This window comes from Clostridium sp. D46t1_190503_E9 (assembly GCF_015555225.1).
In the GTDB taxonomy this organism is placed as follows: Bacteria; Bacillota; Clostridia; order Clostridiales; family Clostridiaceae; genus Clostridium.
On the sequence record NZ_JADNKB010000002.1, the window covers coordinates 114,528 to 139,195 of the forward strand.

Annotated in this window: 27 protein-coding genes; 5 read left to right on the plus strand and 22 right to left on the minus strand. The window is 28.3% G+C overall.

The window, feature by feature from the left end:
- Positions 1-17: 17 nt before the first annotated feature.
- The gene (locus I2E83_RS02435; RefSeq protein ID WP_195264007.1) at positions 18-182 is read left to right on the plus strand and encodes a hypothetical protein; all 165 of its coding nucleotides are present in this window, start codon (positions 18-20) and stop codon (positions 180-182) included.
- 37 nt (positions 183-219) lie between these two features.
- Here I2E83_RS02435 and I2E83_RS02440 read toward each other — a convergent pair whose 3' ends face one another.
- From I2E83_RS02440 to I2E83_RS02470, 7 genes are all read right to left on the minus strand, one after another.
- Complete coding sequence (locus tag I2E83_RS02440) at positions 220-1,866, minus strand: peptide ABC transporter substrate-binding protein (RefSeq protein ID WP_195264006.1); 1,647 nt, start codon at positions 1,864-1,866, stop codon at positions 220-222.
- Between the two features lie 56 nt (positions 1,867-1,922).
- Positions 1,923-2,906: an ABC transporter ATP-binding protein gene (locus tag I2E83_RS02445; RefSeq protein ID WP_195264005.1), complete on the minus strand. Its 984-nt coding sequence runs from the start codon at positions 2,904-2,906 to the stop codon at positions 1,923-1,925.
- The gene (locus tag I2E83_RS02450; RefSeq protein ID WP_195264004.1) at positions 2,906-3,913 is read right to left on the minus strand and encodes an ABC transporter ATP-binding protein; all 1,008 of its coding nucleotides are present in this window, start codon (positions 3,911-3,913) and stop codon (positions 2,906-2,908) included. Before I2E83_RS02450 ends, I2E83_RS02445 begins: the two co-directional genes overlap by 1 nt.
- Before the next feature lie 12 nt (positions 3,914-3,925).
- Positions 3,926-4,885, minus strand: a complete 960-nt coding sequence (locus tag I2E83_RS02455; protein ID WP_279325032.1) for an ABC transporter permease — start codon at positions 4,883-4,885, stop codon at positions 3,926-3,928.
- 14 nt (positions 4,886-4,899) lie between these two features.
- Positions 4,900-5,817 (minus strand): ABC transporter permease, encoded by a 918-nt coding sequence (locus tag I2E83_RS02460; protein ID WP_195264003.1) that lies wholly within the window; start codon positions 5,815-5,817, stop codon positions 4,900-4,902.
- A 451-nt stretch (positions 5,818-6,268) separates the two neighbouring features.
- Positions 6,269-7,411 carry an aminotransferase class I/II-fold pyridoxal phosphate-dependent enzyme gene (locus I2E83_RS02465; RefSeq protein ID WP_195264002.1) on the minus strand — a complete coding sequence of 381 codons (1,143 nt, stop codon included), beginning with the start codon at positions 7,409-7,411 and terminating at the stop codon, positions 6,269-6,271.
- Positions 7,412-7,619: 208 nt separating this feature from the next.
- The gene (locus I2E83_RS02470) at positions 7,620-8,159 is read right to left on the minus strand and encodes a cob(I)yrinic acid a,c-diamide adenosyltransferase (RefSeq protein WP_195428602.1); all 540 of its coding nucleotides are present in this window, start codon (positions 8,157-8,159) and stop codon (positions 7,620-7,622) included.
- Between the two features lie 151 nt (positions 8,160-8,310).
- Here I2E83_RS02470 and dapD point away from each other — a divergent pair, with 151 nt between their 5' ends.
- The gene (dapD, locus tag I2E83_RS02475) at positions 8,311-9,024 is read left to right on the plus strand and encodes a 2,3,4,5-tetrahydropyridine-2,6-dicarboxylate N-acetyltransferase (RefSeq protein WP_195428422.1); all 714 of its coding nucleotides are present in this window, start codon (positions 8,311-8,313) and stop codon (positions 9,022-9,024) included.
- 50 nt (positions 9,025-9,074) lie between these two features.
- Here dapD and I2E83_RS02480 read toward each other — a convergent pair whose 3' ends face one another.
- Together I2E83_RS02480 and I2E83_RS02485 are read right to left on the minus strand one after the other, a co-directional pair.
- Positions 9,075-9,740, minus strand: coding sequence for a single-stranded DNA-binding protein (locus I2E83_RS02480; protein WP_195264000.1), 666 nt, complete (start codon positions 9,738-9,740; stop codon positions 9,075-9,077).
- A gap of 111 nt (positions 9,741-9,851) precedes the next feature.
- Positions 9,852-10,559, minus strand: coding sequence for a polysaccharide deacetylase family protein (locus I2E83_RS02485; protein WP_207738472.1), 708 nt, complete (start codon positions 10,557-10,559; stop codon positions 9,852-9,854).
- A 173-nt stretch (positions 10,560-10,732) separates the two neighbouring features.
- On the opposite strand from I2E83_RS02485, the gene I2E83_RS02490 reads away from it, so the two are divergent.
- Positions 10,733-11,266, plus strand: a complete 534-nt coding sequence (locus I2E83_RS02490; protein WP_195263998.1) for a DUF4364 family protein — start codon at positions 10,733-10,735, stop codon at positions 11,264-11,266.
- Here I2E83_RS02490 and I2E83_RS02495 read toward each other — a convergent pair.
- Positions 11,263-12,159, minus strand: coding sequence for a beta-propeller fold lactonase family protein (locus I2E83_RS02495; RefSeq protein WP_195263997.1), 897 nt, complete (start codon positions 12,157-12,159; stop codon positions 11,263-11,265). The two genes, I2E83_RS02490 and I2E83_RS02495, sit on opposite strands and share 4 nt — an antisense overlap.
- Before the next feature lie 202 nt (positions 12,160-12,361).
- Here I2E83_RS02495 and I2E83_RS02500 point away from each other — a divergent pair, with 202 nt between their 5' ends.
- Positions 12,362-12,610, plus strand: coding sequence for a TIGR03905 family TSCPD domain-containing protein (locus I2E83_RS02500; RefSeq protein ID WP_195263996.1), 249 nt, complete (start codon positions 12,362-12,364; stop codon positions 12,608-12,610).
- Positions 12,611-12,626: 16 nt separating this feature from the next.
- Here I2E83_RS02500 and I2E83_RS02505 read toward each other — a convergent pair whose 3' ends face one another.
- Positions 12,627-13,256: a peptidoglycan recognition family protein gene (locus I2E83_RS02505; RefSeq protein ID WP_195428424.1), complete on the minus strand. Its 630-nt coding sequence runs from the start codon at positions 13,254-13,256 to the stop codon at positions 12,627-12,629.
- A 105-nt stretch (positions 13,257-13,361) separates the two neighbouring features.
- Positions 13,362-13,736 (minus strand): hypothetical protein, encoded by a 375-nt coding sequence (locus I2E83_RS02510; protein WP_195263994.1) that lies wholly within the window; start codon positions 13,734-13,736, stop codon positions 13,362-13,364.
- 489 nt (positions 13,737-14,225) lie between these two features.
- Here I2E83_RS02510 and I2E83_RS02515 point away from each other — a divergent pair, with 489 nt between their 5' ends.
- Positions 14,226-14,849 (plus strand): biliverdin-producing heme oxygenase, encoded by a 624-nt coding sequence (locus I2E83_RS02515; protein WP_195428425.1) that lies wholly within the window; start codon positions 14,226-14,228, stop codon positions 14,847-14,849.
- Between the two features lie 25 nt (positions 14,850-14,874).
- Here the strand turns inward: I2E83_RS02515 and I2E83_RS02520 are convergent, their stop codons facing one another.
- The 10 genes from I2E83_RS02520 to moaC form a co-directional block, all read right to left on the minus strand.
- On the minus strand, positions 14,875-15,306 hold the full coding sequence (locus tag I2E83_RS02520; protein ID WP_195263992.1) for an Rrf2 family transcriptional regulator: 432 nt from the start codon (positions 15,304-15,306) through the stop codon (positions 14,875-14,877).
- A 263-nt stretch (positions 15,307-15,569) separates the two neighbouring features.
- Positions 15,570-16,496, minus strand: a complete 927-nt coding sequence (gene cysK / locus I2E83_RS02525; protein ID WP_195428426.1) for a cysteine synthase A — start codon at positions 16,494-16,496, stop codon at positions 15,570-15,572.
- Between the two features lie 154 nt (positions 16,497-16,650).
- The gene (locus I2E83_RS02530) at positions 16,651-17,601 is read right to left on the minus strand and encodes a TDT family transporter (RefSeq protein ID WP_195428427.1); all 951 of its coding nucleotides are present in this window, start codon (positions 17,599-17,601) and stop codon (positions 16,651-16,653) included.
- A gap of 242 nt (positions 17,602-17,843) precedes the next feature.
- Positions 17,844-18,794 (minus strand): TDT family transporter, encoded by a 951-nt coding sequence (locus tag I2E83_RS02535; RefSeq protein WP_195263989.1) that lies wholly within the window; start codon positions 18,792-18,794, stop codon positions 17,844-17,846.
- 23 nt (positions 18,795-18,817) lie between these two features.
- A complete protein-coding gene (locus I2E83_RS02540; protein WP_195263988.1) occupies positions 18,818-20,041 on the minus strand; it encodes an FAD-dependent oxidoreductase in 1,224 nt (407 codons plus the stop codon).
- The gene (locus tag I2E83_RS02545) at positions 20,041-20,454 is read right to left on the minus strand and encodes a 4Fe-4S dicluster domain-containing protein (protein ID WP_195263987.1); all 414 of its coding nucleotides are present in this window, start codon (positions 20,452-20,454) and stop codon (positions 20,041-20,043) included. The genes I2E83_RS02540 and I2E83_RS02545 overlap by 1 nt, the downstream gene beginning before the upstream one ends.
- A 9-nt stretch (positions 20,455-20,463) precedes the next feature.
- Positions 20,464-22,548, minus strand: coding sequence for a molybdopterin oxidoreductase family protein (locus tag I2E83_RS02550; RefSeq protein ID WP_195428428.1), 2,085 nt, complete (start codon positions 22,546-22,548; stop codon positions 20,464-20,466).
- Between the two features lie 183 nt (positions 22,549-22,731).
- Positions 22,732-23,187: an MOSC domain-containing protein gene (locus I2E83_RS02555; RefSeq protein ID WP_097032876.1), complete on the minus strand. Its 456-nt coding sequence runs from the start codon at positions 23,185-23,187 to the stop codon at positions 22,732-22,734.
- A gap of 4 nt (positions 23,188-23,191) precedes the next feature.
- On the minus strand, positions 23,192-24,163 hold the full coding sequence (gene moaA, locus I2E83_RS02560) for a GTP 3',8-cyclase MoaA (RefSeq protein ID WP_195263985.1): 972 nt from the start codon (positions 24,161-24,163) through the stop codon (positions 23,192-23,194).
- Position 24,164: 1 nt separating this feature from the next.
- Positions 24,165-24,659 (minus strand): cyclic pyranopterin monophosphate synthase MoaC, encoded by a 495-nt coding sequence (moaC, locus tag I2E83_RS02565; RefSeq protein WP_195428429.1) that lies wholly within the window; start codon positions 24,657-24,659, stop codon positions 24,165-24,167.
- Positions 24,660-24,668 lie beyond the last annotated feature (9 nt).

The window sequence follows — 24,668 nt, forward strand, 5'->3', positions numbered from 1 at the left end:
TATAAGGAGGTTATATTATGACTAAAGATAGTCAACCCGATAATAAAAAAGCTAGAATGGAAAAATGTAATTATCAAACTCCTTTAACTGAAGAAGGACATAATCATAATCCTAATGCAAAACATAAATCTATCAAACAAGAAGGAGTTTCAAGTCAACATTTTAATAGAGCAGGTAATTAAAAAAAGAAGAGTCATATGACTCTTCTTTTTATTAAAATTATTCTTCGCCTTCGATGTATGCTTTATCAAAGAATACGTGTCCTAAAGTTGAAACTCTAACGCCCTTAACTTCTGGCTTAAATCCTTTTACTTTAGTATAGTAATATAATGGGATGATAGGCATATCTTCCATAATAATATCTTCTGCTTGTCTCATTAATTCCCATCTCTTATCTTGATCATCTTCTACCTTAGCTTGTGCAACTATCTTATCATATTCTGGGTTTGAATATCCAGCATCGTTATTTCCTCCGCCAGTTACCCATAAATCTAAGAATGTCATTGGATCAACATAATCTCCAGACCAACCATGTCTAGCAATTTGGTATTGTCCTTGTTGTCTTGAATTTAAGAATACTTTCCATTCTTGGTTAGCTAACTCAACTTTTACACCAATCTTAGCCCAGTCTTGTTGAACCGCTTGAGCTATTAAACTGTGGTCTCCTTCAGTGTTATACATAAATTCTAATGTTGGAAGACCTTCTCCATTTGGGTATCCTGCTTCTGCTAATAACTTCTTAGCTTCTTCGATATTAGCTACATTTGCATCATAGTACTCTTTGTTTGCAAATTCTTCGCCCTTTTCATTTAAAATTCCTTTTGGAACAAAGCTATATGCTGGGACTTGTTCTGCTTTAGTAACATTTTCAACAATACCTTTTCTATCAATTGCAATACTTAATGCCTTTCTAACTTTTGCATTACTTAATGCTTTTTTAGCATCTTCTGATAATGTATCTTGTTTACCAACATTTAATACTAACATGTATGTTGCAAGATTTGGATAAATTGTAACTAAACCTTCATTTTTACCATTTTGAATTTCTGCTGGTGGAACTGTATCAACCATATCGAAATCTCCAGCTTTTAATGAAGCATATGCAGTATTTTGATCAGTAACTAGCTTAAATACTACTCCTGGAAGCTTTATCTCATCTTTATTCCAATAATTTTCATTCTTTTCAAATACTAATTGATCTTTCATATCCCATTGTACTAGTTTGAAAGGTCCATTTGATACGTAAGTTTCTGGTTCAGTAGCCCATCCTTCTGGATTAGCAGAAACGATATCTTCTCTTAATGGGAAGTATGTTGTAAATGCAGTAAGTTCTGCAAAGTATGCTGTAGGTGCTTCTAAAGTAACTTTTAATGTATGATCATCTACAACTTCAATACCTACATCTTCTCTAGTAGCTTTTCCTTCATAGAAATTTTCTGCATTCTTTATATAGAATAATTGGTAAGCATATTCTGATGCTGTTTCCTTAGTTAGAGCTCTAATCCATGAATATTCAAAATCTTTAGCTGTAACTGGCTCTCCATCTGACCACTTAGCATCTTCTCTTAAAGTAAATGTGTACACTAATTGATCATCAGATACTTCCATCTTTTCAGCTGCGCCTGGCTTAGCCTTTTCATTTTCATCAAGTCTCATTAATCCCTCAAAAGCATTTTCAATAACTGATCCTGCTCCTGATGAAGTATTTAATGTAGGATCGATTGTTTCTGGATCTTCTCCTAAATTATAAATCAACTTTCTTCCACCATCTGCTGAATCACTATTTCCACAACCTGCAAAAACAGACATTCCAAGCGTAAGTGTTAGTGCAACTGCACAAATTTTTCTAAGCTTATTGCTTTTCATTGTTTTTCCCCCTTAATATATGAAATTTATACTAATTGCTTATATGCAATAGATATCTACTCATTGAACAAATGACATGCTACAAAGTGACCTGGTTCAACTTCCTTAAGTTCTGGATCAACTTCACCACAAATTGGTTTAGCATATTTACATCTTCCTTTAAATCTACATCCTGGTTCTGGATCTATTGGTGATGGAATATCACCTTCTAGAACTATTCTTTTATTACTTTTAGCTACCTTAGGATCAGCAATTGGTACTGCTGAAAGTAATGCTTGTGTATAAGGATGTTTAGGTTTTAAATAAACATCATCAGCAGGACCCTTTTCAACCATTTGTCCTAAATACATAACTCCAATATGTGTTGATATATGCTTAACCATTGATAAGTCATGTGCTATAAATAAATATGTTAATCCAAATTCTTCTTGAAGTTCTTCTAACATATTTATAACTTGAGCTTGAATTGATACGTCAAGTGCTGATATAGGCTCATCACATACTATAAAATCTGGTTGTACTGCAAGTGCTCTTGCAATCCCTATTCTTTGTCTTTGCCCACCTGAAAATTCATGAGCATATCTATTTATATGGCTTCCATTTAATCCAACTCTATCTAAAAGATATCTTATTCTATTAGTTCTATCTTCACCTTTATATAATCCATGAATATCTATAGCTTCTCCTATGATATCACCTACAGTCATTCTTGGATTTAATGAAGCATATGGATCTTGGAATATCATTTGCATATTCTTTCTTAAAGAAACCATTTTCTTTTCATTAAAATTAGTTATATCTTCACCATTAAATATTATTTGCCCAGAAGTTGGCTCATACAGCTTCAATATAGTTCTTCCAGTTGTAGTTTTACCACAACCTGATTCACCAACTAGTCCTAATGTTTCTCCTCTTTTTATACTAAAAGAAACATTATCAACAGCTTTAACAAAGCTCTTTTTAGCAAACATTCCTTTATTTACAGGGAAGTATTTACAAAGGTTTTTAACCTCTAAAATAACATCATTTTTCTTTTCCATTATTCTTCCCTCCTTATTGGTGATTCAACCTTTGGTGCATTTTCATGGCATAACCAACATGCTGCTCTATGTCCTTCTGATATTTCAAATAACGGTGGTTGCTTTTCTATACAAACTTTCATTGTATATTTGCATCTTGCCGCAAATGGACATCCTACTGGTGGTTTTAAAAGATCCGGTGGTTGTCCTTCTATTGGAGTTAATTTTTCCTTAATCTCACTCTTTGGATTAGGAACACTATTTAATAATCCCCAAGTATATGGATGTTTTGCATTATAGAATATATCTTCATCTGATCCTTCTTCTACTACTATTCCACCATACATAACATTTATTCTTGTACAAAGGTCCGCAACTACCCCTAGATCGTGTGTAATTAATATAATTGAACTATTAACTTTTTCTTTTAAATCTTTCATTAAATCTAATATTTGTGCTTGAATTGTTACGTCTAAAGCCGTTGTTGGTTCATCAGCTATTATAAGTTTAGGTTCACAAATAAGACTCATAGCTATCATAACTCTTTGTCTCATACCACCTGAGAATTCATGTGGATATTGTTTAAGTCTCTTTTCAGGACTTGGAATTCCTACCATATCAAGCATCTTTATTGCTAAATCAATTGCTTCTTTTTTAGAAACTTTTTTATGTTTAATTAAATGCTCAGTTAATTGTTCTCCTACTGTAAATAATGGATTTAATGAAGTCATAGGATCTTGGAAGATCATTGCCATTTCATTTCCTCTTATTTTTTGCATTTCTTTTTCTGTAGGATTAGTTATGTCTTGACCATTAAACATAATGTTATCTGATTCAATAATTGCATTATCAGCTAATAATCTCATTAAAGACATCATAGTTACTGATTTACCGCAACCTGATTCACCAACTATTCCTAATGCTTCTCCTTTATCTAAGTGCAATGATACTCCTCTTACCGCTTGTACATCACCTATATGTGTTCTAAAGGAGGTCTTTAAATTTTTAACTTCTAATAATCTACTCATCTGTAATTCCTCCTATCTCTTATTCTTTGGATCTAAAGCTTCTGTTAATCCGTCACCAAACAAGTTAAATGCTAAAATAATTATACAAATTGCTCCTGCTGGGAATAATAATTGATATGCAGCAGTACTCAATAGTCCACTAGCATCATTTGCTAAAGTACCTAAAGATGCAAGTGGTGCATTTATACCTAGTCCTATAAAGCTTAAGAACGCTTCTGTAAAGATTGCTTGTGGTACGAATAACGTTAATGTTACTAATATAGATCCTAAACAGTTAGGAATTAAGTGTCTAAATAAAATTCTTGTTTTTGAAGCTCCAAGTGCTTTTGCTGCAAGAACAAATTCTTGTTGTTTTAATGAAAGGATATCTCCTCTTACTATTCTTGCCATACCAACCCAATAAGAAATTGCCATAGCTAATATAATAGTAGTTAATCCTGTTGATCCTTCCTTTTTAAATGTTGCCATTAAAATTATTACATATATTTGTGTAGGAATAGAATATAATACATCTACTATTCTCATCATTATATTATCTATTTTCCCACCGAAGAAACCTGCTACCCCTCCGTATAATACACCTATAACTAAGTTTATAGCTGCTGCGGAAATTGCAATTATAAGAGAGTATCTAGATCCATACATAACTCTTACAAATAAGTCTCTACCTAGGTTATCTGTCCCAAACCAGTGCTGTGCACTTGGTCTTAAATCGGTTGCACTTAAATTTGTATCATAATAAGTATATCCCATTACTTTTTCCATTATCACTGGTCCTAAAAATGCAAACAACACTACAAGCACAATAATAATTAATGAAAATAATGCCACTTTGTTACATTTTAGTCTTCTCCAAGCATCTGCCCAATATCCAACACTTGGTCTAACTATTTGTTCAAAATTCTTTTCCTCTTCACTTAAAGGAGTAAATAATTCTTTATCTATGTTTATATCCATTTTTAAATCTTCCATGTCTTTACCCCCTCTTATCCTTCAAGCTTAATTCTTGGATCTATTAATACATATAAAATATCCACTAATAAGTTACATATTACTATTAATGTACAATAGAATGCAGTAACTCCTAGTAATGAAGTATAATCTCTATTAGTTATAGATAATGTAAACTCATTTCCAAGTCCAGGTATTGCAAATATTTTTTCAACTACAAATGATCCTGTTAATACTCCTGCTACTAATGGTCCTAAATATGTAACAACAGGTATTAATGAATTTCTTAATGCATGTTTAAATATAATTGTTTTTCCACTTAGCCCTTTAGCCTTTGCAGTTCTTATATAATCTGACTTTAATACTTCTATTAATTTACTTCTTGTTAATCTTGTTATAAATGCCATTGAGCTTCCTGAAAGAGCTATAACTGGCATAATATAATTACTTGGTTTACTTAATCCAGTCGCCGGTAATAATTTAAATGTGACTGTAAATATATAAATTAAAAATGTTCCCATAACAAAACTTGGTATTGTTATTCCTAAAGTAGCTAGTACCATACAAACTCTATCTGGCCACTTGTCCGCTTTTAAAGCAGCTACTATTCCAAGTAAAACTCCAACTACAACAGAAAATGCTATTGATGCCATACCAACTTTCGCTGAGTTTGGAAAACTCTTCTTTATCGTTGTTAAAACTTCTCTTCCTTTATACTTCATTGATTTACCGAAGTCACCTTTTAAAAGATTCTTCATATAAATTGTATATTGTTCTCCAACAGGTTTGTCCAACCCATATTTTTCGTTAAGTTGGGCTTTCATATCCGGTGTTATTTTTTCTCCATCAAATGGACCACCTGGCATCATTCTTACTAGAAAGAATACTATAGTTACAACTGCCCAAACAGTAACTATACTAGTTAAAAGCCTCTTTCCTATATACTTTACCATTTGTTTTCAACCCCCATTCATGATTCTACGCACATTCCATTTTGTAGATATTAATAATTATATTATATTATTAAAATTTGTCAATTAACATTTTAAATTTCTATCCACTATTTTAATAATATATCAATAATATCGGATTTTTTTTTATAATTCATAAAAGAATATCCACATTTCTAGTAAACGCTTACAATTGCTTTTTTTCTAGTTTTCTGCAAGTATAATTATTAATCTTTCATTTTTCTAATTATTATTAATCTATTATTTTTTTGATATATTATATTTATTCTTTCTTTTTATTTTGCGGACATTTATTGAAATATGTTCGTAATCCATGAACAATATTAAATGTATTTTATTGAAGTATTATGTAATAAAATAAGAATATTTATTCAAAACAAAAAGCCGATTAACTATGTAATCAGCTTTTTATTTCGAATAAGTTTAAAAAGTCTTATCTTATATTAAGTTTCTTAATATACCTCTCTAAAGAGTTTAATGCAATTTCTAGTTCTTCAATAGAATAGCAATATGATATTCTAATATATCCTTCTCCCTTACTACCAAAAGCACTTCCAGGTACACATGCAACTTTTTCTTTTTTTAATAAATTTTCACAAAATTCTTCTGAACTACTATTAAATCGCTTTATAGATGGAAATATATAAAACGCTCCACTAGGCGAAAGGCACTCTATCCCCATAGAATTTAACCTATTTTCTACATATGTTTTTCTCTTTATAAATTCTTCTTTCATTTTTTCTACATTGTATAAACCATGCTTTAACCCTTCTAAAACACCATACTGTCCAATTGAGTTAGTACAAGATACATTGTATTGATGAACTTTTGCTATTTCTTTTAAATATTTCTCACTTGCAGCAATAAAACCTATTCTAATACCAGTTGCAGAGAACATTTTTGAAAATCCTCCTATATAAATGATATTTTCTTTTATTTCACTGCACATTGCTACACTATAATAATCATCATAACAAAAAGCTTCATATATTTCATCGCTAATAACAGTTATATTATATCTTTTTATTAAATCTATTAATTTGTTATACTCATTTTTCTTAAGAACTGCACCTGTAGGATTACATGGATATGATAATACCATGTATTTTATATTTTGCTTTTTTAATAAATCATTTAAATTATCGAAATTTATAGAAAAATCATCATTTAAATTGTAACTAATAACTTCTCCACCTAAAATATTGACTATATTTTCATAAGCAGGATAACTTGGATTAGGAATAAGTACTTTATCGTTTTTATTTATTAATGAAGAAATTGATGAATACAAAGCTTCACTTCCACCCACCGTAATACATATTTCTTCCATTAAATAATTAATACCTTTTCTATTTAAATAAGTAGAAATTTCTTTTCTTAATTCTAAAAGTCCAAAATTATCTGTATAAACCGTTTTATCTTCTTTAATAGCTTTTATCATACCATCTTTTATTTCCTTTGGAGTTTTAAAATCTGGCTGCCCTAAGGTTAATGAAATTGCCCCATCTACTTCCTTTACTTTATTAAAAAATCTTCTTATACCTGATATTTCAACATTATTCAAATTTTCATTCATTCTAATAGCCCCCTATTTGACAATTGACAATGGACAATTGACAATTGACAATTGACAATGGACAATTGTCAATTTAGGATGATTTGCAAATCAAAACTTAGATTTAATTGGTTCATTGCACCTTTATTTTAAAATCCTTAGGATTTTCCCCTTAATTATCCATTATTCATTATCGATTATCCATTATGAAAATGTTCTTATTTTTATACTAATATTCTATTCCTTTTCTTGCCTCAACTCCGTCTTCAAAATAGTGCTTAATGCACTTCATTTCTGTAACTAAATCACTCTTTTTTAAAATTTCTTCTGGTATATCTCTTCCTGTTAGTATAAGCTCCATAGTTTTTGGTTTATTATCAATAATATATATTACTTCCTCCACTGTTAAGAACTTATTATGCAAAACTCCCATTATCTCATCTATTATTAAAACATCACATTTATTTTCTTTTATAGTATCCAAAATAAATTTATAACCTTCTCTAATTTCAAGCTTCAATTCTTCTTTCTCAGCTTCATTTAAATTCCAAACAAAATCCCTTGGTTTTTCGAATCTAAACAACTTAAAGTTCTCTCCAAGCTCATCAATTGTTTTTAGTTCACCAGTTGGTCCACCTTTTAGAAATTGAAGCATATATATTTTTAACCCATTTCCATATGCCCTCATACCTTGACCTATGGCTGCAGTAGTTTTTCCTTTTCCATCTCCAGTATAAACTTGAACTAGTCCTTTATCTAATTTCAATATTATCAACTCCTTTTTATAAATTGTACATTATGTACAACTCTATTGTAAATCAAATATATTTTAACATATTTTTACTTCTTTCCTATTGATATACATTGAATATATTGATATAATTTCTTCATTCTAACCTTATAGTATAGGAGGGTATAATATGAACTATAATGAGTTAACAGATCCTTATGAAATTGCAAAATTCATAAGGGATACACAAAAAACAACACCAGTAAAAGCTTATATTAATGGAGATCTAAGCAACTCAGATTTAAAAGATCTTGAATGGTATGGTAATAATAACTTTTATATACTTTTTGGCGAGTCTAATATAATTAATGAATTTATAAAAGAAAATAAACATCTTATTAACCACTATAGGTTTGAAAATGATAGAAGAAATTCAGCTATTCCTATGCTAAACATTTTAGATATAGATGCAAGAATAGAACCTGGTGCAATAATAAGAGATAGGGTGAAAATTGGCAAAAATGCTGTTATTATGATGGGTGCAGTAATTAATATAGGCGCTGAAATAGGAGAAGGTACCATGGTAGATATGAATGCAGTGGTTGGCGCTAGAGGAAAACTTGGTAAAAGAGTACATTTAGGAGCTGGAGCCGTAGTTGCAGGAGTTCTAGAACCTCCAAGTAAATCTCCTTGTGAAATTGGAGACGATGTTTTAATAGGTGCTAACTCTGTTATTCTAGAGGGAGTAAAAATTGGTAGTGGATCTGTCGTTGCAGCTGGATCAGTAGTAGTTAAAGATGTTCCTTCCGGTGTTGTAGTTGCCGGTAGCCCAGCTAAGATTATTAAAATAGTAGATGAGCAAACAAAAGATAAGACAAAACTTTTAGAGGATCTTAGAAAATAGCTCCTACATAATAAAAGGTGAAAAGCATAGCTTTTCACCTTTATTTCATATTACATGACTTCTTGTTCATTTCCTTCATGTTCTGATTCTAAATGATCATTTTGAACCTTTTCCATTTTTGACACAGATACTTCATAAGCAATTTTTTTAATTACCTCAGTATCATTTACCTTCTTTTGATATTCTCTACTTTGTAATCTTCCCCAAACTCTAATATTATCTCCAACTTCTAGAGTTTGGCAGAATCTTGAATTTCTTCCCCAAGCAATTGTAGGAATATAATCTGATTTATTATATGCTCTATTTACAGCTAATAAAACATCAGCAATTTCTCTTCCAAATGGAGTTGTCCTATAAACAGGCTCCTTACATATATATCCATCTAAGAAAATTTCATTTGGATTTTTACTTCTTTCAATACAAGGTTCTATATTTCTAGCAAATACAGTTAATATAAGTTTATTTGACCCATCAACAAACTTATTATAAGATCTTAATTGTCCATCTACTATTATTTCCTTACCAATAGATAAATCCATATTAGCTATTAATCTTTCTGATACTGTTATGTTTAAAACATCAACTGAATCACTAAGTCTCATAACCTCCATTGAAAATGTATAAAACCCTTCCCCATACATTTCATGGCTAAATTCTAGTTCTGATATTACTTGTCCCTCTAAATAAATCTTGTTATTTAACATCAAGTTGTCCATCTCTAACCCCTCTCTCCCTTAGTAATAATTTTAATTAGTTATACTTTTTAACCCCACCGGATACATTTCCATTATAATACATTATATCATCATTTTTCAATATTTTTTCATTTATTTTTTTATTTGTTCACCTTTATCATCAATATAATAATTATCTTCATATATCATTTGACCAACTTGAGTAAAGCTATATCCATCTTCACTAAGTTTTTTTATTATTCTATCTAGATTTCCCGGTGTATACTTTGCATTATTATGAAAAAGTAAAATAGATCCTGAAGTTACTCTCTTCATAACCCTATTATACTCTTCATCTGCACCAACTTGCTTCCAATCAACTGAATCAACATCCCATTGAATACATTTATATCCTTGACCACTTACAAAATCCAAAGATTTTTTATTATAGTCTCCACTTGGAAATCTAAACAAGCTAGGCTTAATCCCTACTGTTTCTTCTATTATCTTATCTGTTTTATCTAGTTCTTCTTTCATCCTTGTTTCATCTATTTTTGTAAACATTGGATGAATGTAACTATGGTTTCCTATCTCATGACCTCCCTCCTTTATCTTCACAAGCTTTTCTCTATTTTCTTCACTATAATTTACCCAGCCTCCCATTATAAAAAAGGTTGCCTTTACATTATATTTATCTAGTACCTCTAATATGTTATAAATTTCATCTTTTTCAGCCCAATTTATATCAAAAGTTAATGCTATAACTTTTTCATCTTTATTAACTCTATAAATTGGCTTATCATTAGATACTTCTACGGAAACCTCTTTGAATCCATCTTTAAATGGAATAGAGAAAACCATAGTACATGCTAATAATAGTAAACTTATTACTACTCTATATCTCCTTTTCACAAAAAACTCCTAAAATTGCTATTATTTATTTATATTCTAAAAAATAATATTAATGACTATAATAACAACTTAGTAAAATTTATGATATAATTAATTTATACTTTCTAAAATGGAGGTTTAATATGTACGAAAACTCAGCAGAATTAGCAGAAAACAAATTATTAGTTTTATATGTAATGGAATCTTTAAAATCCCCCGTTACCAATACCCAACTTACTGAAATTATATTAGAAAATAACTTTATAAATTATTTTACTCTTCAGCAATATATTAGTGAACTTGTTTCATCAGAATTTTTAAGGTATGACGTTGTAAATGATAAAAATTTAATTTATATAACAGAAAAAGGATCAAATGTTCTTTCTTTCTTTTCTGATAGAATTTCTGCAATGAAAAAGAAGATAATCGATGACTATCTTCTTGCAATGATTGACTCTATAAAAAAGGAGTTAACTATTAATAGTGATTATACATTAGGAAAAGATGATACTTTTATAGTAGATTTACAAGCATTAGAAAATGAAAATCTTTTAATTTCTCTAAAAGTATCTGTTCCATCTAAAAAACAAGCTCTATCCTTATGTAATAGATGGAAAAGTAACCCTTCTGAGATTTATACTAAAATAATGAACTCTTTATTTAGTGACGATGATTAATATAAAGTCATAGCATTAGGCTCCTTACCTACTGTTATGACTTTTGTTTTATTTATATTTAAATTAATGCATATAATTCTGCCATTTAAATAATCTGATACAAAAGCTATTTCCCCTAATTTTATTATTGATTTAGGCATGCCACCCAAACTCATTTTTCTAAATTTCTTATAATTGCTACGGTCTATTATAGTAAGAGTTCCATCTCCAAAATTACAAATATAAATACTTCCTTCATCTTCCAAGATATCTACAGGTGATTTTCCAACCTTTATTCTATTTATAGATTCAAATGTCTTTATATCAAACACCTCTATATATCCATTTTTATCGTCACCCATATAACTTTCACATACATATAATAATTTTTTATCATTAGAAACTTTAATTTTGGTTGGATATTCTAATGTAGTTAACTCATTTATTACTTTATTTGTAGTAATATCTATAATAGACACATTATTACTTTGAAAATTTGAGATAAATAACAAATTAAGACTTTTACATAATTCTATATTGTGAGGCCAACTATTAACAGTTATATCCAGTACTATCTTTTTTTCCTTTATATCATAAATAACAACTGAATTAGATTCAGAACATGCAATATATAAATAGTTTTTATCTATAGCCAAGTCATTTGGATGAGCTCCTACATAAATACTATTTTCCTCTTTAAGTGTATCCATATTTATTATAGATATTGAGTTACTATAACTATTTGCAGTATAAGCTATATTGTTGGCTAAACAAATACTACTAGGACCTAAAGGCTTGTCTTCATTTTTTAATAATATTTCTTTAGTTGCTAATTCTTCTTCACCAAAATCTTCATCTATAGATACTTTGCTTATAGAATCACTACCTGTATTACATACAATTAAAGAGCTCATATCACACCTTCCTTTCTAGAAATTGAATAAAGATTAATAGATATCTAATTTCTATAAATACTATGTACACTTACAGTATATGATTTATTTAGTTAAACGTAACAACTTTTTATCTTTTATTTCAAATTTCCACATTTTCTCTTCATTTCTACTTGATATAGATATATAATACTACTTGTACAATATTTAGGAGGTATATAAAATGTTCGTTTATAAAACTAATGGGGTTTGTTCTACAGAAATACATTTAGATGTAGAAGATAATATTATTAAAAATGTTGAATTTGTTAGAGGATGTTCTGGAAACCTTATGGGGATATCAGTTTTAGTAAGAGGCATGAAAATCGATGAAGCTATTGAAAAATTAAAGGGAATCGATTGTAAAGGTAGAGGTACATCTTGTCCTGATCAATTATCTAAAGCATTAGAAGAATATAAAAAATCTGCATAATAAAAAGGAGTATTAGTTACTCCTTTTTATTATAATTTTTAATTAAATTTATTACTTTATCCCTAGTATCTTCGAGAGGAAAATTTTTTCCTGGACAAAGTGTACTATAAACATCTCTATGTCCTATTATTTTATATATATCATATTTTAATGATATATATAATGATAGATTATATAAGCTTTCTAATTGTTCTCCTGTTGGATATTCTTCTTCAAAATTTCCTTCCAAACAAATTCCGATTGAACTATTATTTTCGCCTTTTGTATGAGCACCTTCTGCATTTTCTGGTCTTCCAGAATATATACTGCCATCTTTTCTTATATAATAGTTGTATCCAATTCCTTTCCAACCTTTAGATTTATGATATTCATTTATCTCTTCAGGACTCCATTTACTTCTTGCAGAGTGATGATATATTATCTTATTTGGCTTATTAGTTAATTCTAAGCTTTCTTTCCACTTATAATCTATATATATAATATTTAAATCTTTTTCTAATAAGTTAAGATCATTATAACTAATATCTATATTATAAAAATATCTATAACTTATCTTAAAATAGCTTCTTATATTTTCCCTACATAATATTAATATAATAAAAAGACCTATAGGAAGCATTATTAATAAAATTTTTTCTAATTTCAAATCTATCACCGTTTTATAATTATATATTATTTCTCATTCTTAAATTATTATGAAAAAAGGGTAAATATTCTAAAACCAGAATATTTACCCAAACTTTATACGTTTCTACAAAATGGAGCTTATTAATGAAGATATTAATCCTCCAATTACTAAAGATACAGTTGTAATATCGATATTTATATTAACTTTACAAGAATCGATTATTCTTCTTCTATCGATTTCATTTGTTTCTAAGCTTATATTAGCTAGCCACTGTGGATTAATTCGACCAAAATCTTGAAGCGATAAGCTCATAGGATTTCCTCCTACTGCAGAAAATATCCCCATCATTAATATTATTATGCCTTCAACAAAAAGTACATCTCTAAAATTGTACCCCTTAAAGTTAGAAATAATTTCTCCTAAGCTAAAAGAAACTATCAAACTAATAATAAAAATAGTTATAAATTTTGATAAAGTTTTTGAATTCTTTTTAATCATAAGAATCACCATCCACCCTTCTTTGAAATCAATTACATTATAGCATTCTAGCCATTTCCTTACAACACCTACTAAACTTTCAATATATATTTAAATTATTAATATTATAAAATTTTCTAATTATCTTTAAATAAAATAGCATTTATTGTATATATTATTTTTTATAATTTAAACTATGTACAAATGTTTTATCATATAAATATATTTTTAGTACTTTTAAAAATTTTTCTTTCACAATTAACTTACTTATTAATTAGAAATACTGTTTTTCAAATTTCCATCCCTAGCATGAACTCTGTTCATATTCAAACTATTATGAACAACGTTCAAGATATGTTATGATAATCTATCAAATTGACTTTTTAAGGCAAAATCTAAAAGATTTTGAATCATTATAGAATTTGATATTTTAAATATTAAAAAGTATTATTAATATAAAGATTTAGTTAATAATCTTTATTTAATTGTACTTTTTAAGGAGTGAATAAAATGAATAATTTAATGATAGAAATTAAAAATAGAAGTAATATATTACACAAAGCAGCAGAAAATACTGGTTTCACAAGAAGACTTCTTGATAAAAATGCTACCGTTGAAAGTTATGCCGAATATATCTATAACTTATATTATGTATATAAAGCTATTGAAAATAATTTGGACAATTTAAAGAATATAGAAACAATTACCCCATTTGTGACAACAGAATTATACAGATCTGAATTAATTAAAGAAGATTTAAAAAATATTTTATCTATTAACTCATTCACCCCGCTTTCATCTACCATAGCATATGTAAATAGAATTAATAATGTTTGCGAAAAGAATCCAAAATTAATCATTGCTCATGCATATACAAGATTTTTAGCAGATTTATTTGGTGGTAGAATGTTTTATAGTTTGCTAAAAGACCATTATAATATAAATAACAATTGCCTAAACTACTACTCTTATAAAAATCTTGGAGATATGAAATCTTATATAATGAATTATCATAATATGTTAAATACACTTACTCTTACAGAAGATGAAAAAGATGAATTTATCATTGAGATTTGTAATTCATATATTTATAATATAGCAATTTCAAATGAATTAGATTCTAAATGCTTTTAAAAAGAAGTGGCTTTGCCACTTCTTTTTAAATATAATATATAATTGTATCTTTTGATTTCTTATAATCATTTACTAAATCTTCTAATGTTATAGAAGAAAAATATTTGCTTATTAAACAATTTATCTCTTTCCATAAATTTTTATTTATAAAATCTTCTACCTCATTTTCTTCTTCTTCATTTATATCTATGAATATATTTTCACCTTCTAGAACTTTTAAAATTTCACTAATTGTTAATTCACTTGGATTTTTTCCTATTGTATATCCCCCTTGAGCTCCTTTTCGACCAACTATAATACCGCCCTTTCTTAGCAAAGAAAATATTTGTTCCAAATATCGTTCTGAAATATTTTGTCTTTCAGATATTGTCTTTATACTCACATTTTCACAATCCATATTTATAGCTAGATCAATTAATGCTCGTAAACCATATCTTCCTTTAGTTGAAATCTTCACATAATCACCTTTTTCTTATTATTTTATATATTTCAATTAATATCTTCCTAAACAAATATAATATAAAATAAATAGTTAATAAATTTGTTCAATACAAATAGTAAAATTGAAAGATTAACTTTAATTTTTTATAAGTTATTAAATAATATCTTTATTTAAATACTCTATTATTATGTCTTTTATTTAATCATATAACTTCTATTATAACTCATATATTTAATATATAAAAGCCACTACTATAAATAGCAATGACTTTGTTAGAATTATTTATATAAATCAGTTGATAAATATCTTTCTCCTGTATCTGGTAATAGGACAACAATATTTTTCCCCTTATTTTCTTCTCTGTTTGCAAGCTCTGTGGCTGCTACTATAGCTGCTCCTGCTGATATTCCAACTAATAGTCCTTCTGTTCTTGCAAGATCTTTAGATGCTTTAAATGCATCTTCATTTTCTACTGCAATAATTTCATCTATTACGGAAACATTTAGATTTTTTGGTATAAATCCAGCTCCTATACCTTGTATTTTATGAGGCCCTGGCTTTCCACCGGCGATAACTTGAGAATTTATTGGCTCAACAGCTACTATTTTAACATTAGGATTTTTAGCTTTTAAAACTTCTCCTACTCCAGTTATTGTACCACCTGTACCAACTCCAGCTACAAAAATATCTATCTTTCCATCTGTATCTCTTAATATTTCTTCAGCTGTAGTTTTTCTATGAATTTCCGGGTTAGCTGGATTATCAAATTGTTGCAAAATAACCGCATTTTCTATTGTATCTTTAAGTTCATTAGCTTTAGCAATAGCTCCCTTCATTCCTTCTGTCCCAGGAGTAAGAACTAATTCAGCTCCTAACGCCTTTAAAAGATTTCTTCTTTCTAAACTCATAGTTTCTGGCATAGTTAATATTAATCTATACCCTTTTGCTGCAGATACAAATGCTAATGCAATACCAGTATTGCCACTTGTAGGTTCTATAATTACTGAATCTTTATTTAAAATTCCATTTTTCTCTGCATCATCTATCATTCCGTATCCAACTCTATCTTTTACACTTCCACCTGGATTGAAATATTCTAATTTACCTATAATGGTAGCTAAAATTTTCTTTTCTTTATTATAATTAGATAATTCTAGTAAAGGTGTATTTCCTATTAATTCAACTAAACTTTTTGCTATTTTCATTTTAACTTCTCCTCCATTTCCTACTACTCCGATATGTTTATTATTATAATTATATAATACTCCATTTTAATTAATTTGTGAATACTTTTTTTGAATTATAAAAAAAGAAACTGTATCGTTATTATAATACAATTTCTTTTAAATTAAACATATTTTAATTTTCTTTAAAGCTTTTCATAAACATAGTGAAAAAATTAAATAAAACAAAACTTATTATAGCAGTTGTAATATATATTTGTATTCCTGAGATTTGCTTTGTAATATTTCCCAATACTTCATATCCTTCATTAATTAAAAAGCCTGACATTTTAATTGAAGCTAAAGTACCTATAGCCATTGGGAATGTTAATCCTGCAAAAGCTGGAGTAAATTTGTAAGAGAAAAATTTCGGTAGCTTGTACACTACAAATAAAAGTGTAATGACTACTAAAATATATAATAAATATAATACAATTTTATTAGGTTCTTTAACAACATTTATATAACTAACTACACAAAGACTTGATGGAGCTAATAGAATTGCTTGTGTATGGAAAAATGCTTCTTTTAAAGGTAAGCTTCTTAATCTTATAATCATGAATGGTAATATTAATAATAATACTAATATACCATAATATAATACTATCTTGCTTATCAAAGGTTCTTTCATAACAGAACCTACAACTGTTGAAACCATTATACCATTATAAGTTACAAACCAACTTGGAACAAATGTATCTTTATTTACACCTTTAATTACATTTCTATATGTAAATATGATTATATGTATTGCATGTAAAATAAGACCTATTAACCATAATATTTTTCCAAATGAATTATTATAATCAAAATAATACGATCCTAATATCATTGTTATCATAGTTATTCCTGCATAAAGGCTCGCTGGAACTGTATTTGAATATTCTTTTTTACAAGTAGGATAGAATGCTAAAATTTTAACTAAATATACTATTAAAATACAAGTTGCTATCCACATTGTTAAATGCCTTACCCAAGTATACCCTAACGATGAGTAAATATTCGATAATGTTGCTGCTCCTACCATTGTAGGTAATATTGGAACAGGTAAATTTTCAATTTTTCTAAAAATTAAATTATTTTTCATAACTCCTCCTAAGTCAGTTTTAATAATTATATAAAATTCTCATTATAACTTTGTTACTTATTGTTAATTTTTTCACTTAGATATGCATAAAAGGCCTTTCAAACATAATTCAACGCTATTATTATATCATTTAATAATATAATTACCGTGATTTTTATCACGAATTCTATTTTTATTTTTAATAAAATACACACTTTACTGAACCATTTATGAAAACTCTAGTTCAATAAAGTGTGCTATTTTTAACTTTTTTTTAAGCTTTTAAATAATATATGTGTAAATTTATATAAAACAAAAGCTATTATAGTTGTAGTAATATATATTTGTATTCCACTTATTTCTTTTATAATGTAACCTAAGAAATTATTATTCATTTTTATAAAAAATGATGATGCCTTAATTGACGCTACTATCCCAATTGCCATTGGGAACGTTAACCCTGCAAACCCTGGTGTAAAAGTGTAAGAAAAAAACTTAGGTAACATATATAAAATAAATAGTAATGTCAAAAATATTATAGTATATAGAACATATATAAGAACCTTATTAGGATTATTAATAAAATTTAAATAACATACTAAACAAAGACTTGATGGCGCTAATAATATAGCTTGGGTATGGAATAGTGCTTCATCTATAGGCTCTTTTCTTAACCTAGAAATCATAAATGGAATTATTAATAAAAAAGCTACTATTCCATAATACACTATTATCTTACAAATAAAAGGTTCATTCATAGGAACTCCTACTACAGCAGAAACCATTATTCCATTATACGTAACAAACCAACTAGGTACAAATGTTTCTTTTTTTATGCCTGGAAATACATTTTTATATGTAAAAATTATTATATGTATTGCATGTAATATTATACCTATATACCACAAACCTTTTCCTATTAGTTTATTAAAATCAAAATAATAAGATCCTAATATCATTAATATCATAGTGAATCCAGCATATAGACTTGATGGAACCGTATTACTATATTCACTTTTACATGTATCAAAATATAGTGTTATTTTCATGATATAGGCAATTAATATTATAGTTGCACATATCATTGTTATATGCCTTATCCACGTATATCCTAAAATTTGATACACATTTGATAAAGTAGCTGCCCCAACCATTGTTGGCAAAATTGGTACTGGCATATTTTTTATTTTTTTTAATATAGATTTCTTTTCCATGATTTGCTCCTTTGTATTTATTATTAATATACAAATTCTAAGTTTTCTGTTTCATTAAAGAAATCAGAATAATCTATATCAAATAAAGGCTTTTTAACTCTATCTACATTAATTTTTTGCTTTATAAGTTGAGTCAAAACTCCAACATATGATAAATCCCCTTGAACTATAGCTCCATAAATTGCACCATCTTTATAAATTATCTTCTTATAATCTTTTCCATCGATATCAGTTATTTCTTCATAACTATCATCTGGCTTTACTACCAACCCTAATGACATTGTAGCAACTCCACAAAAATTCATTGTATTTTTGCTTCCAAAAAAATCCTCCATAAAACTTTCTTTACCTACCATATTGTTTGCTGCTATCATTCCTTCTTTAACAGCAGTTGGCCATATTGGATTTCTTCCTGTTATATCCCCTGCTCCATAAACATCTCTAACATTTGTTTCACCTTTTGCATTTATTATAAGACCAAATTTATCACACTCAACTCCACTATCTTTTAAAAAGCCTACATTTGATCGGACTCCAGTACAAGCAATTATCAATTCACAAGGTACCTCTTCTCCAGTGCTAAGCTTTATAGAAATAGGATTATTTTCATCATCTACAATTACTTTTTCTGCCCTAACGCCAAATTTTAAATTTACTCCCTCTTTTTTTAATCTTTCTTCGTATATATTGGCTGCATATTTATCTAATTGAAGAGGAAGTAGTCTATCCCCCATTTCAATCAATGATATATTTACGTTATAATCCAGCAATCCTGCTAATGCATCAACTCCAACAAGTCCAGCACCTAGAATTGCAACATTTTTTACTTTTCGAGCAATATTTTTAATTTTTATAGCATCATCTAAATTTCTTAATCCTATGACATTATTAGCACTCCTTAAATTTTCTATTGGAGGCAAAAAAGATGATGATCCAGTAGCAAGTAAAACTTTATCATAACTTAAATTTTCTTCATTAGATAATTTTAATAATTTTTCTTTTATATCTATTCCAATAACTTCTACTCCTTTTATCCATTTTATTTTATACATTTCAAAAAAGTTGTCAGGAGTAAAGTCTAAATCTTTAATATCCCTTCTCCCATCTAAAAAATGATGAAGTATGCATCTTGAATAAACATGATCATCTTTAGATACCAAAACTATTTCTGAATCTTTATCATGTTCTCTAATAGTTCTTGCAGCATTAATTCCAGATGCAGATGCACCTACTATAACATATGACATTATTTATATACCTCCTCTAAGGTTAATGCTCCCATAGGACATCTATCTACGCAATGTGGATATTTAGTATCTGTAGATAGACACATATCACATTTCATTACTTCTCTATTAGTTTGATAATCCATTTTTAATACTCCATAAGGACAACCCATTATGCACATATAACATGTTGCACAACGACTTTTATCATATATGACATATCCACTTTCATCATCTCTTCTCATTGCTCCAGTTGGACATGAATATACGCACTCTGGTCTTGTGCAATGCCTACAATAAATTGGTGCATACCTTCCTTCACTATTAATAACAATCCTTCCTCTTGTATCTCTACATCCATGAGAAACCTTACAAGCAGTTGTACAAGTTAAACAGCCTATACATTTCTTTCTATCGATTTTTATCCTTTTCATAATAATCTCCTAATTGATTTTTTCTATTTTTACTGGACCATATTTATAATTAGGTTCCTTTGAGTACATATCAAATATTGATGGCAGTACAGAATTTGCTTCTATATAATGCATTGGTGCATAAAGCTGATCTTTTTTAACAGTTCTACTTAACTTAACAAGGAATTGGTTGCTTATTCCATTTGGTGAACTTACTTTAACCATATCATTTTCTTTAATACCTAGCTCTTCTGCTAAATCAGTATTAATATTTATGTACCCTTTCTTCATAATTATAGCTTCTACATCTGGAATTTCTCTTGTTCTTGTTTGGGTATGCCATTGCCCAACTGTTCCTCTACCTGTATTTAAAATATATGGATATTCTTCACTTTGCTCAAAAGGAGGATTAATTATATCTTCATAAATAAATTTTGCTTTTTTATTTGGAGTATAGAACTTTCCATCTTCAAATAATCTTCTTTCTTCTTTTTCAATATCATCTCCTTCTTTAAATGGCCATTGAATTCCCTTTGAGTCCTTTAGCATATCATAGCTTACACCAGTTATATCACAAGGCATATTTCTAGTACATTCCTTCAAAGTTTCAAAGGCATCTCTCGGTGTTTTCCATTTATCTAAAAGACTTCCCATTCCAAGAGCATTTCCTATTCCTAGTAATATGTCATAATCACTTAATTCATCTTCTTTCTTTTCAAGCACTGGCTGAATCTTGGATAATCTTCTTTCCGTATTTATTAAAACACCTTCTTTTTTCAACCCATTTGTTGAAGGAAGTATAAGATGAGCATATTTACAGGTTTCTGTATCACTATAAATATCCTGCACTGCTAAAAACTCTAATTTTTCAGCTGCTTTTTTAAATTCCAAACTATTTATCCATGATACAACTGGATTTGTTGCTAGTACCCAAAGGGCTTTTATTGTTCCATTATTTATACCTTCAATTATTGCATTATATGGTATTGTAGGCTTTTTAGGTAGCATCTCTTCGTCAATTCCTAAAGCTTTAGCGACTACTTTTCTTCTAGCTTTATCAGTATATTCTCCTCCACCATAAAGTCCAGTAGTATTACTAAACAATCTTGATCCCATAGCATTACATTGACCTGTTATTGAATTAGCTCCAGTTCCAGGCCTTCCAATATTTCCAGTCATAAGAGCCAAATTTATCACGGCTTGTGCAGTTCTAACAGCTTGATATCCTTGATTTACACCCATAGTCCACCAAAATGATACTCTTTTTCCTTCATGTATTATTTTAGCTAATTCTAATACTCTTCCTTTTGATATTCCTGTGTACTCTTCAACATCATTTATGTCATATTTTTTAACATGATTTTTAAATCCTTCAAAATCTTCAGTACTATTTTTTATAAATTCTTCATCTATCCACCCTTCTTCAATTAATACATTTGCTAATGTATATAAAAGTCTTAAATCACTTTTAGGCTTTATATCTATCCACATGTCTGAATTAGTTACTGTTTCAGTTCTTCTTGGATCTATACTTATTATTTTTTTATCTTTATTTCTATTTTTTATAACTCTACTCCAAAGTATTGGATGCGCTACTACAGGATTACAACCTATAAATATCATTACATCCGATAATTCTAAATCTTCAAATGTGTATGGTGGAGAATCAAACCCAAAACTTTGTTTATATGCAACAACTGCTGTTGCCATACAAAGCCTAGTATTTCCATCTCCATTCCCTCCTAAGAATGTTCTTCCAATATGCCCTGCCAATGCCATTTCTTCTGTACATAATTGACCTGTACTCAGAAATGCAAAACTTTCTTTACCATATTCATCTTGAATTTTTTTTACTCTTTCTGCAAATATATTAAATGCTTTTTCCCAAGATATATGTTCTAATTTCCCTTTTTCATTTCTTAGTAATGGTAATACAGGATTTTCATATATAGTATTTTGTTTATCTAAATTAAGACCCTTAACACAGCAAAATCCTTTATTTACAGGATAATCCTTTGCTGGCTTAACCCTTTGTATAAATCCATCATCTTCAACATGAAAATCAAAATTACATGCTATGGAACAATAGTTACAAGTAGATCTAACAACTTTCATACTTTTTACCCCTCTTTAACAAACATTTTATAGATATTATTAGTATTGTTTACTTTTTATATTCACGCTAAACAATTAATTATATTTATCCTCTCATAATTTAAATTTCATCTATTTATTTTTTTACAATAAAAAACATCTTGATATTTGATTATTAAAACCAAATATCAAGATGTTTCCTTATTATAAAGTAAATACTTTCTTTTCATTATCTAACAAAGTACATTTATCTCCAACTCTTACTTTTCCACCTTTTAATACCCTAGTAAATATACCATTTTTAGGCATTATACATTCTCCAACTTGATAATATATAGCACATTTATCATGACATTCCTTACCTATTTGAGTTACTTCTAAAAGTACTTCTCCTACTGTTAATCTTTGACCAACTGGAAGTTTATTTAATTCTATTCCATCTACTACTAAATTTTCTCCAAATGCACCAAAATCAACATTTCCACCTTTATTTCTAAATTCATCAATTTTTTCAAAAGCTAATAAACTTACTTGTCTATGCCACTTACCAGCGTGCGCATCACCTTCTATTCCAAATTCCTCTATGAAGTTTGCTTCTTCAACTTCATTTTTTAAAGTTCCTTTGTGTTTACTTGTACATATAGCTAAAACCTTGCTCATATTCTTATCCTCCAATTTGATTCATAAACTTTAATTCTTTATCATTACTTTTTTGCATAAACAAATGTTTTTCCGGCTTATCAAAAATACTATTTTTTATTGCATGTGATAATTCACTATCTGAAACTCCGCTTCTAATTAATTCCTTCAAATCAATACCATAATTAAAGTGTAAGCATTGTTTTAAAAAACCTTCTGAAGTTAATCTAATCCTATTACAATCCTCACAAAAACAATTGCTTATAGCACTAATAAATCCAACCTTACCTCTACCGCCATTTACTTTTATATAAGTTGCTGGTCCACCACTATTAATTCTTTTAACTTCTTCGAAATTTTTATAATTATCTTTAATAATATTTATAATTGCTTCATTATTAATCCCTTTATATTTACTTCCTACTCCAATAGGCATAAGCTCTATAAACCTAACATCTATTGGCTTTTCTAAAGTTAAATTTACAAAATCAAGTATTTCATCATCATTAATGCCCTCTATCATAACTGTATTTAATTTAACTTTTATTCCAAGTGAAATACATTTATCTATTGCTGCTAGTACCTTTTTTAAATCTCCTAATCTAGTTAATCTTTTAAAGGTTTCTTTCTTTAATGAATCCAAACTTATATTAACACCTTTTAGTCCTGATTTTGCAAGAATTTCTGCTTTTTCTTCTAGTAATATTCCATTTGTAGTCAAGTACATTTCTTCTATGCCTGGTATAGTGTTTATCCTTTGTATTAGATCTACTATATCTTTCCTAACTAAAGGTTCTCCACCAGTGAATCTAACTTTTTTTATACCAAGCTTTGCACTTTCGCATACTATTTTATATATTTCATCATTAGTTAATTTATCTTCATCTTTAAGAAAAATATTATTCTTCTCTTCCATGCAATATATACATCTTAAGTTACAATTATCGGTTAATGAAATCCTTAAATAGTCTATTTCTCTATTATATTTATCTTTCATATTATTCTAAAGAGCTATCATAAAAATTAAACTCGCCGCTCTTCCCCCCTGTTTTTTTAAGTAAATGAGTACCTTCTATGATCATTCTTTTATCTACAGCTTTACACATATCATATATTGTTAATGCTGAAATTGTTGCTGCAGTTAATGCCTCCATTTCAACTCCTGTTTTATCTACTATTTTTACAGTTGCTTTTATTTCAATACTACTTTCTTCATCATTTATCTCAAAATCAATATTACAACTAGATATCATTAATGGATGGCACATAGGTATCAAATTAGATGTTTGCTTACTTGCCATTATTCCTGCAACTCTAGCTACACCTAAAACATCACCTTTACCTATTTTTCCTTCTTTTATAAGCTCTAAGGTTTCTTTGCTTACTTTTATTTTAGAAACTGCAATTGCAACTCTCTCAGTTTTATTTTTTTCTGATACATCTACCATTCTTGCATTTCCACTATTATCAAAATGAGTAAATTTATTATTCATTATATCCTC

Excerpts from the sequence above, each read along its gene's own strand:
- I2E83_RS02465 (WP_195264002.1), bottom strand. The coding sequence starts at position 7,411 with ATGAATGAAAATTTGAATAATGTTGAAATATCAGGTATAAGAAGATTT.
- moaC (WP_195428429.1), bottom strand. The coding sequence starts at position 24,659 with ATGAATAATAAATTTACTCATTTTGATAATAGTGGAAATGCAAGAATG.
- I2E83_RS02460 (WP_195264003.1), bottom strand. The coding sequence starts at position 5,817 with ATGGTAAAGTATATAGGAAAGAGGCTTTTAACTAGTATAGTTACTGTT.
- I2E83_RS02550 (WP_195428428.1), bottom strand. The coding sequence starts at position 22,548 with ATGAAAGTTGTTAGATCTACTTGTAACTATTGTTCCATAGCATGTAAT.
- I2E83_RS02530 (WP_195428427.1), bottom strand. The coding sequence starts at position 17,601 with ATGAAAAATAATTTAATTTTTAGAAAAATTGAAAATTTACCTGTTCCA.
- I2E83_RS02535 (WP_195263989.1), bottom strand. The coding sequence starts at position 18,794 with ATGGAAAAGAAATCTATATTAAAAAAAATAAAAAATATGCCAGTACCA.
- I2E83_RS02545 (WP_195263987.1), bottom strand. The coding sequence starts at position 20,454 with ATGAAAAGGATAAAAATCGATAGAAAGAAATGTATAGGCTGTTTAACT.
- I2E83_RS02485 (WP_207738472.1), bottom strand. The coding sequence starts at position 10,559 with ATGGTTTTCTCTATTCCATTTAAAGATGGATTCAAAGAGGTTTCCGTA.
- I2E83_RS02555 (WP_097032876.1), bottom strand. The coding sequence starts at position 23,187 with ATGAGCAAGGTTTTAGCTATATGTACAAGTAAACACAAAGGAACTTTA.
- cysK (WP_195428426.1), bottom strand. The coding sequence starts at position 16,496 with ATGAAAATAGCAAAAAGTTTAGTTGAATTAATAGGAAATACACCTTTA.
- I2E83_RS02490 (WP_195263998.1), top strand. The coding sequence starts at position 10,733 with ATGTACGAAAACTCAGCAGAATTAGCAGAAAACAAATTATTAGTTTTA.
- I2E83_RS02500 (WP_195263996.1), top strand. The coding sequence starts at position 12,362 with ATGTTCGTTTATAAAACTAATGGGGTTTGTTCTACAGAAATACATTTA.
- I2E83_RS02510 (WP_195263994.1), bottom strand. The coding sequence starts at position 13,736 with ATGATTAAAAAGAATTCAAAAACTTTATCAAAATTTATAACTATTTTT.
- I2E83_RS02440 (WP_195264006.1), bottom strand. The coding sequence starts at position 1,866 with ATGAAAAGCAATAAGCTTAGAAAAATTTGTGCAGTTGCACTAACACTT.
- dapD (WP_195428422.1), top strand. The coding sequence starts at position 8,311 with ATGAACTATAATGAGTTAACAGATCCTTATGAAATTGCAAAATTCATA.
- I2E83_RS02435 (WP_195264007.1), top strand. The coding sequence starts at position 18 with ATGACTAAAGATAGTCAACCCGATAATAAAAAAGCTAGAATGGAAAAA.
- I2E83_RS02480 (WP_195264000.1), bottom strand. The coding sequence starts at position 9,740 with ATGGACAACTTGATGTTAAATAACAAGATTTATTTAGAGGGACAAGTA.
- I2E83_RS02540 (WP_195263988.1), bottom strand. The coding sequence starts at position 20,041 with ATGTCATATGTTATAGTAGGTGCATCTGCATCTGGAATTAATGCTGCA.
- I2E83_RS02445 (WP_195264005.1), bottom strand. The coding sequence starts at position 2,906 with ATGGAAAAGAAAAATGATGTTATTTTAGAGGTTAAAAACCTTTGTAAA.
- moaA (WP_195263985.1), bottom strand. The coding sequence starts at position 24,163 with ATGAAAGATAAATATAATAGAGAAATAGACTATTTAAGGATTTCATTA.
- I2E83_RS02455 (WP_279325032.1), bottom strand. The coding sequence starts at position 4,885 with ATGGAAGATTTAAAAATGGATATAAACATAGATAAAGAATTATTTACT.
- I2E83_RS02450 (WP_195264004.1), bottom strand. The coding sequence starts at position 3,913 with ATGAGTAGATTATTAGAAGTTAAAAATTTAAAGACCTCCTTTAGAACA.
- I2E83_RS02515 (WP_195428425.1), top strand. The coding sequence starts at position 14,226 with ATGAATAATTTAATGATAGAAATTAAAAATAGAAGTAATATATTACAC.
- I2E83_RS02495 (WP_195263997.1), bottom strand. The coding sequence starts at position 12,159 with ATGAGCTCTTTAATTGTATGTAATACAGGTAGTGATTCTATAAGCAAA.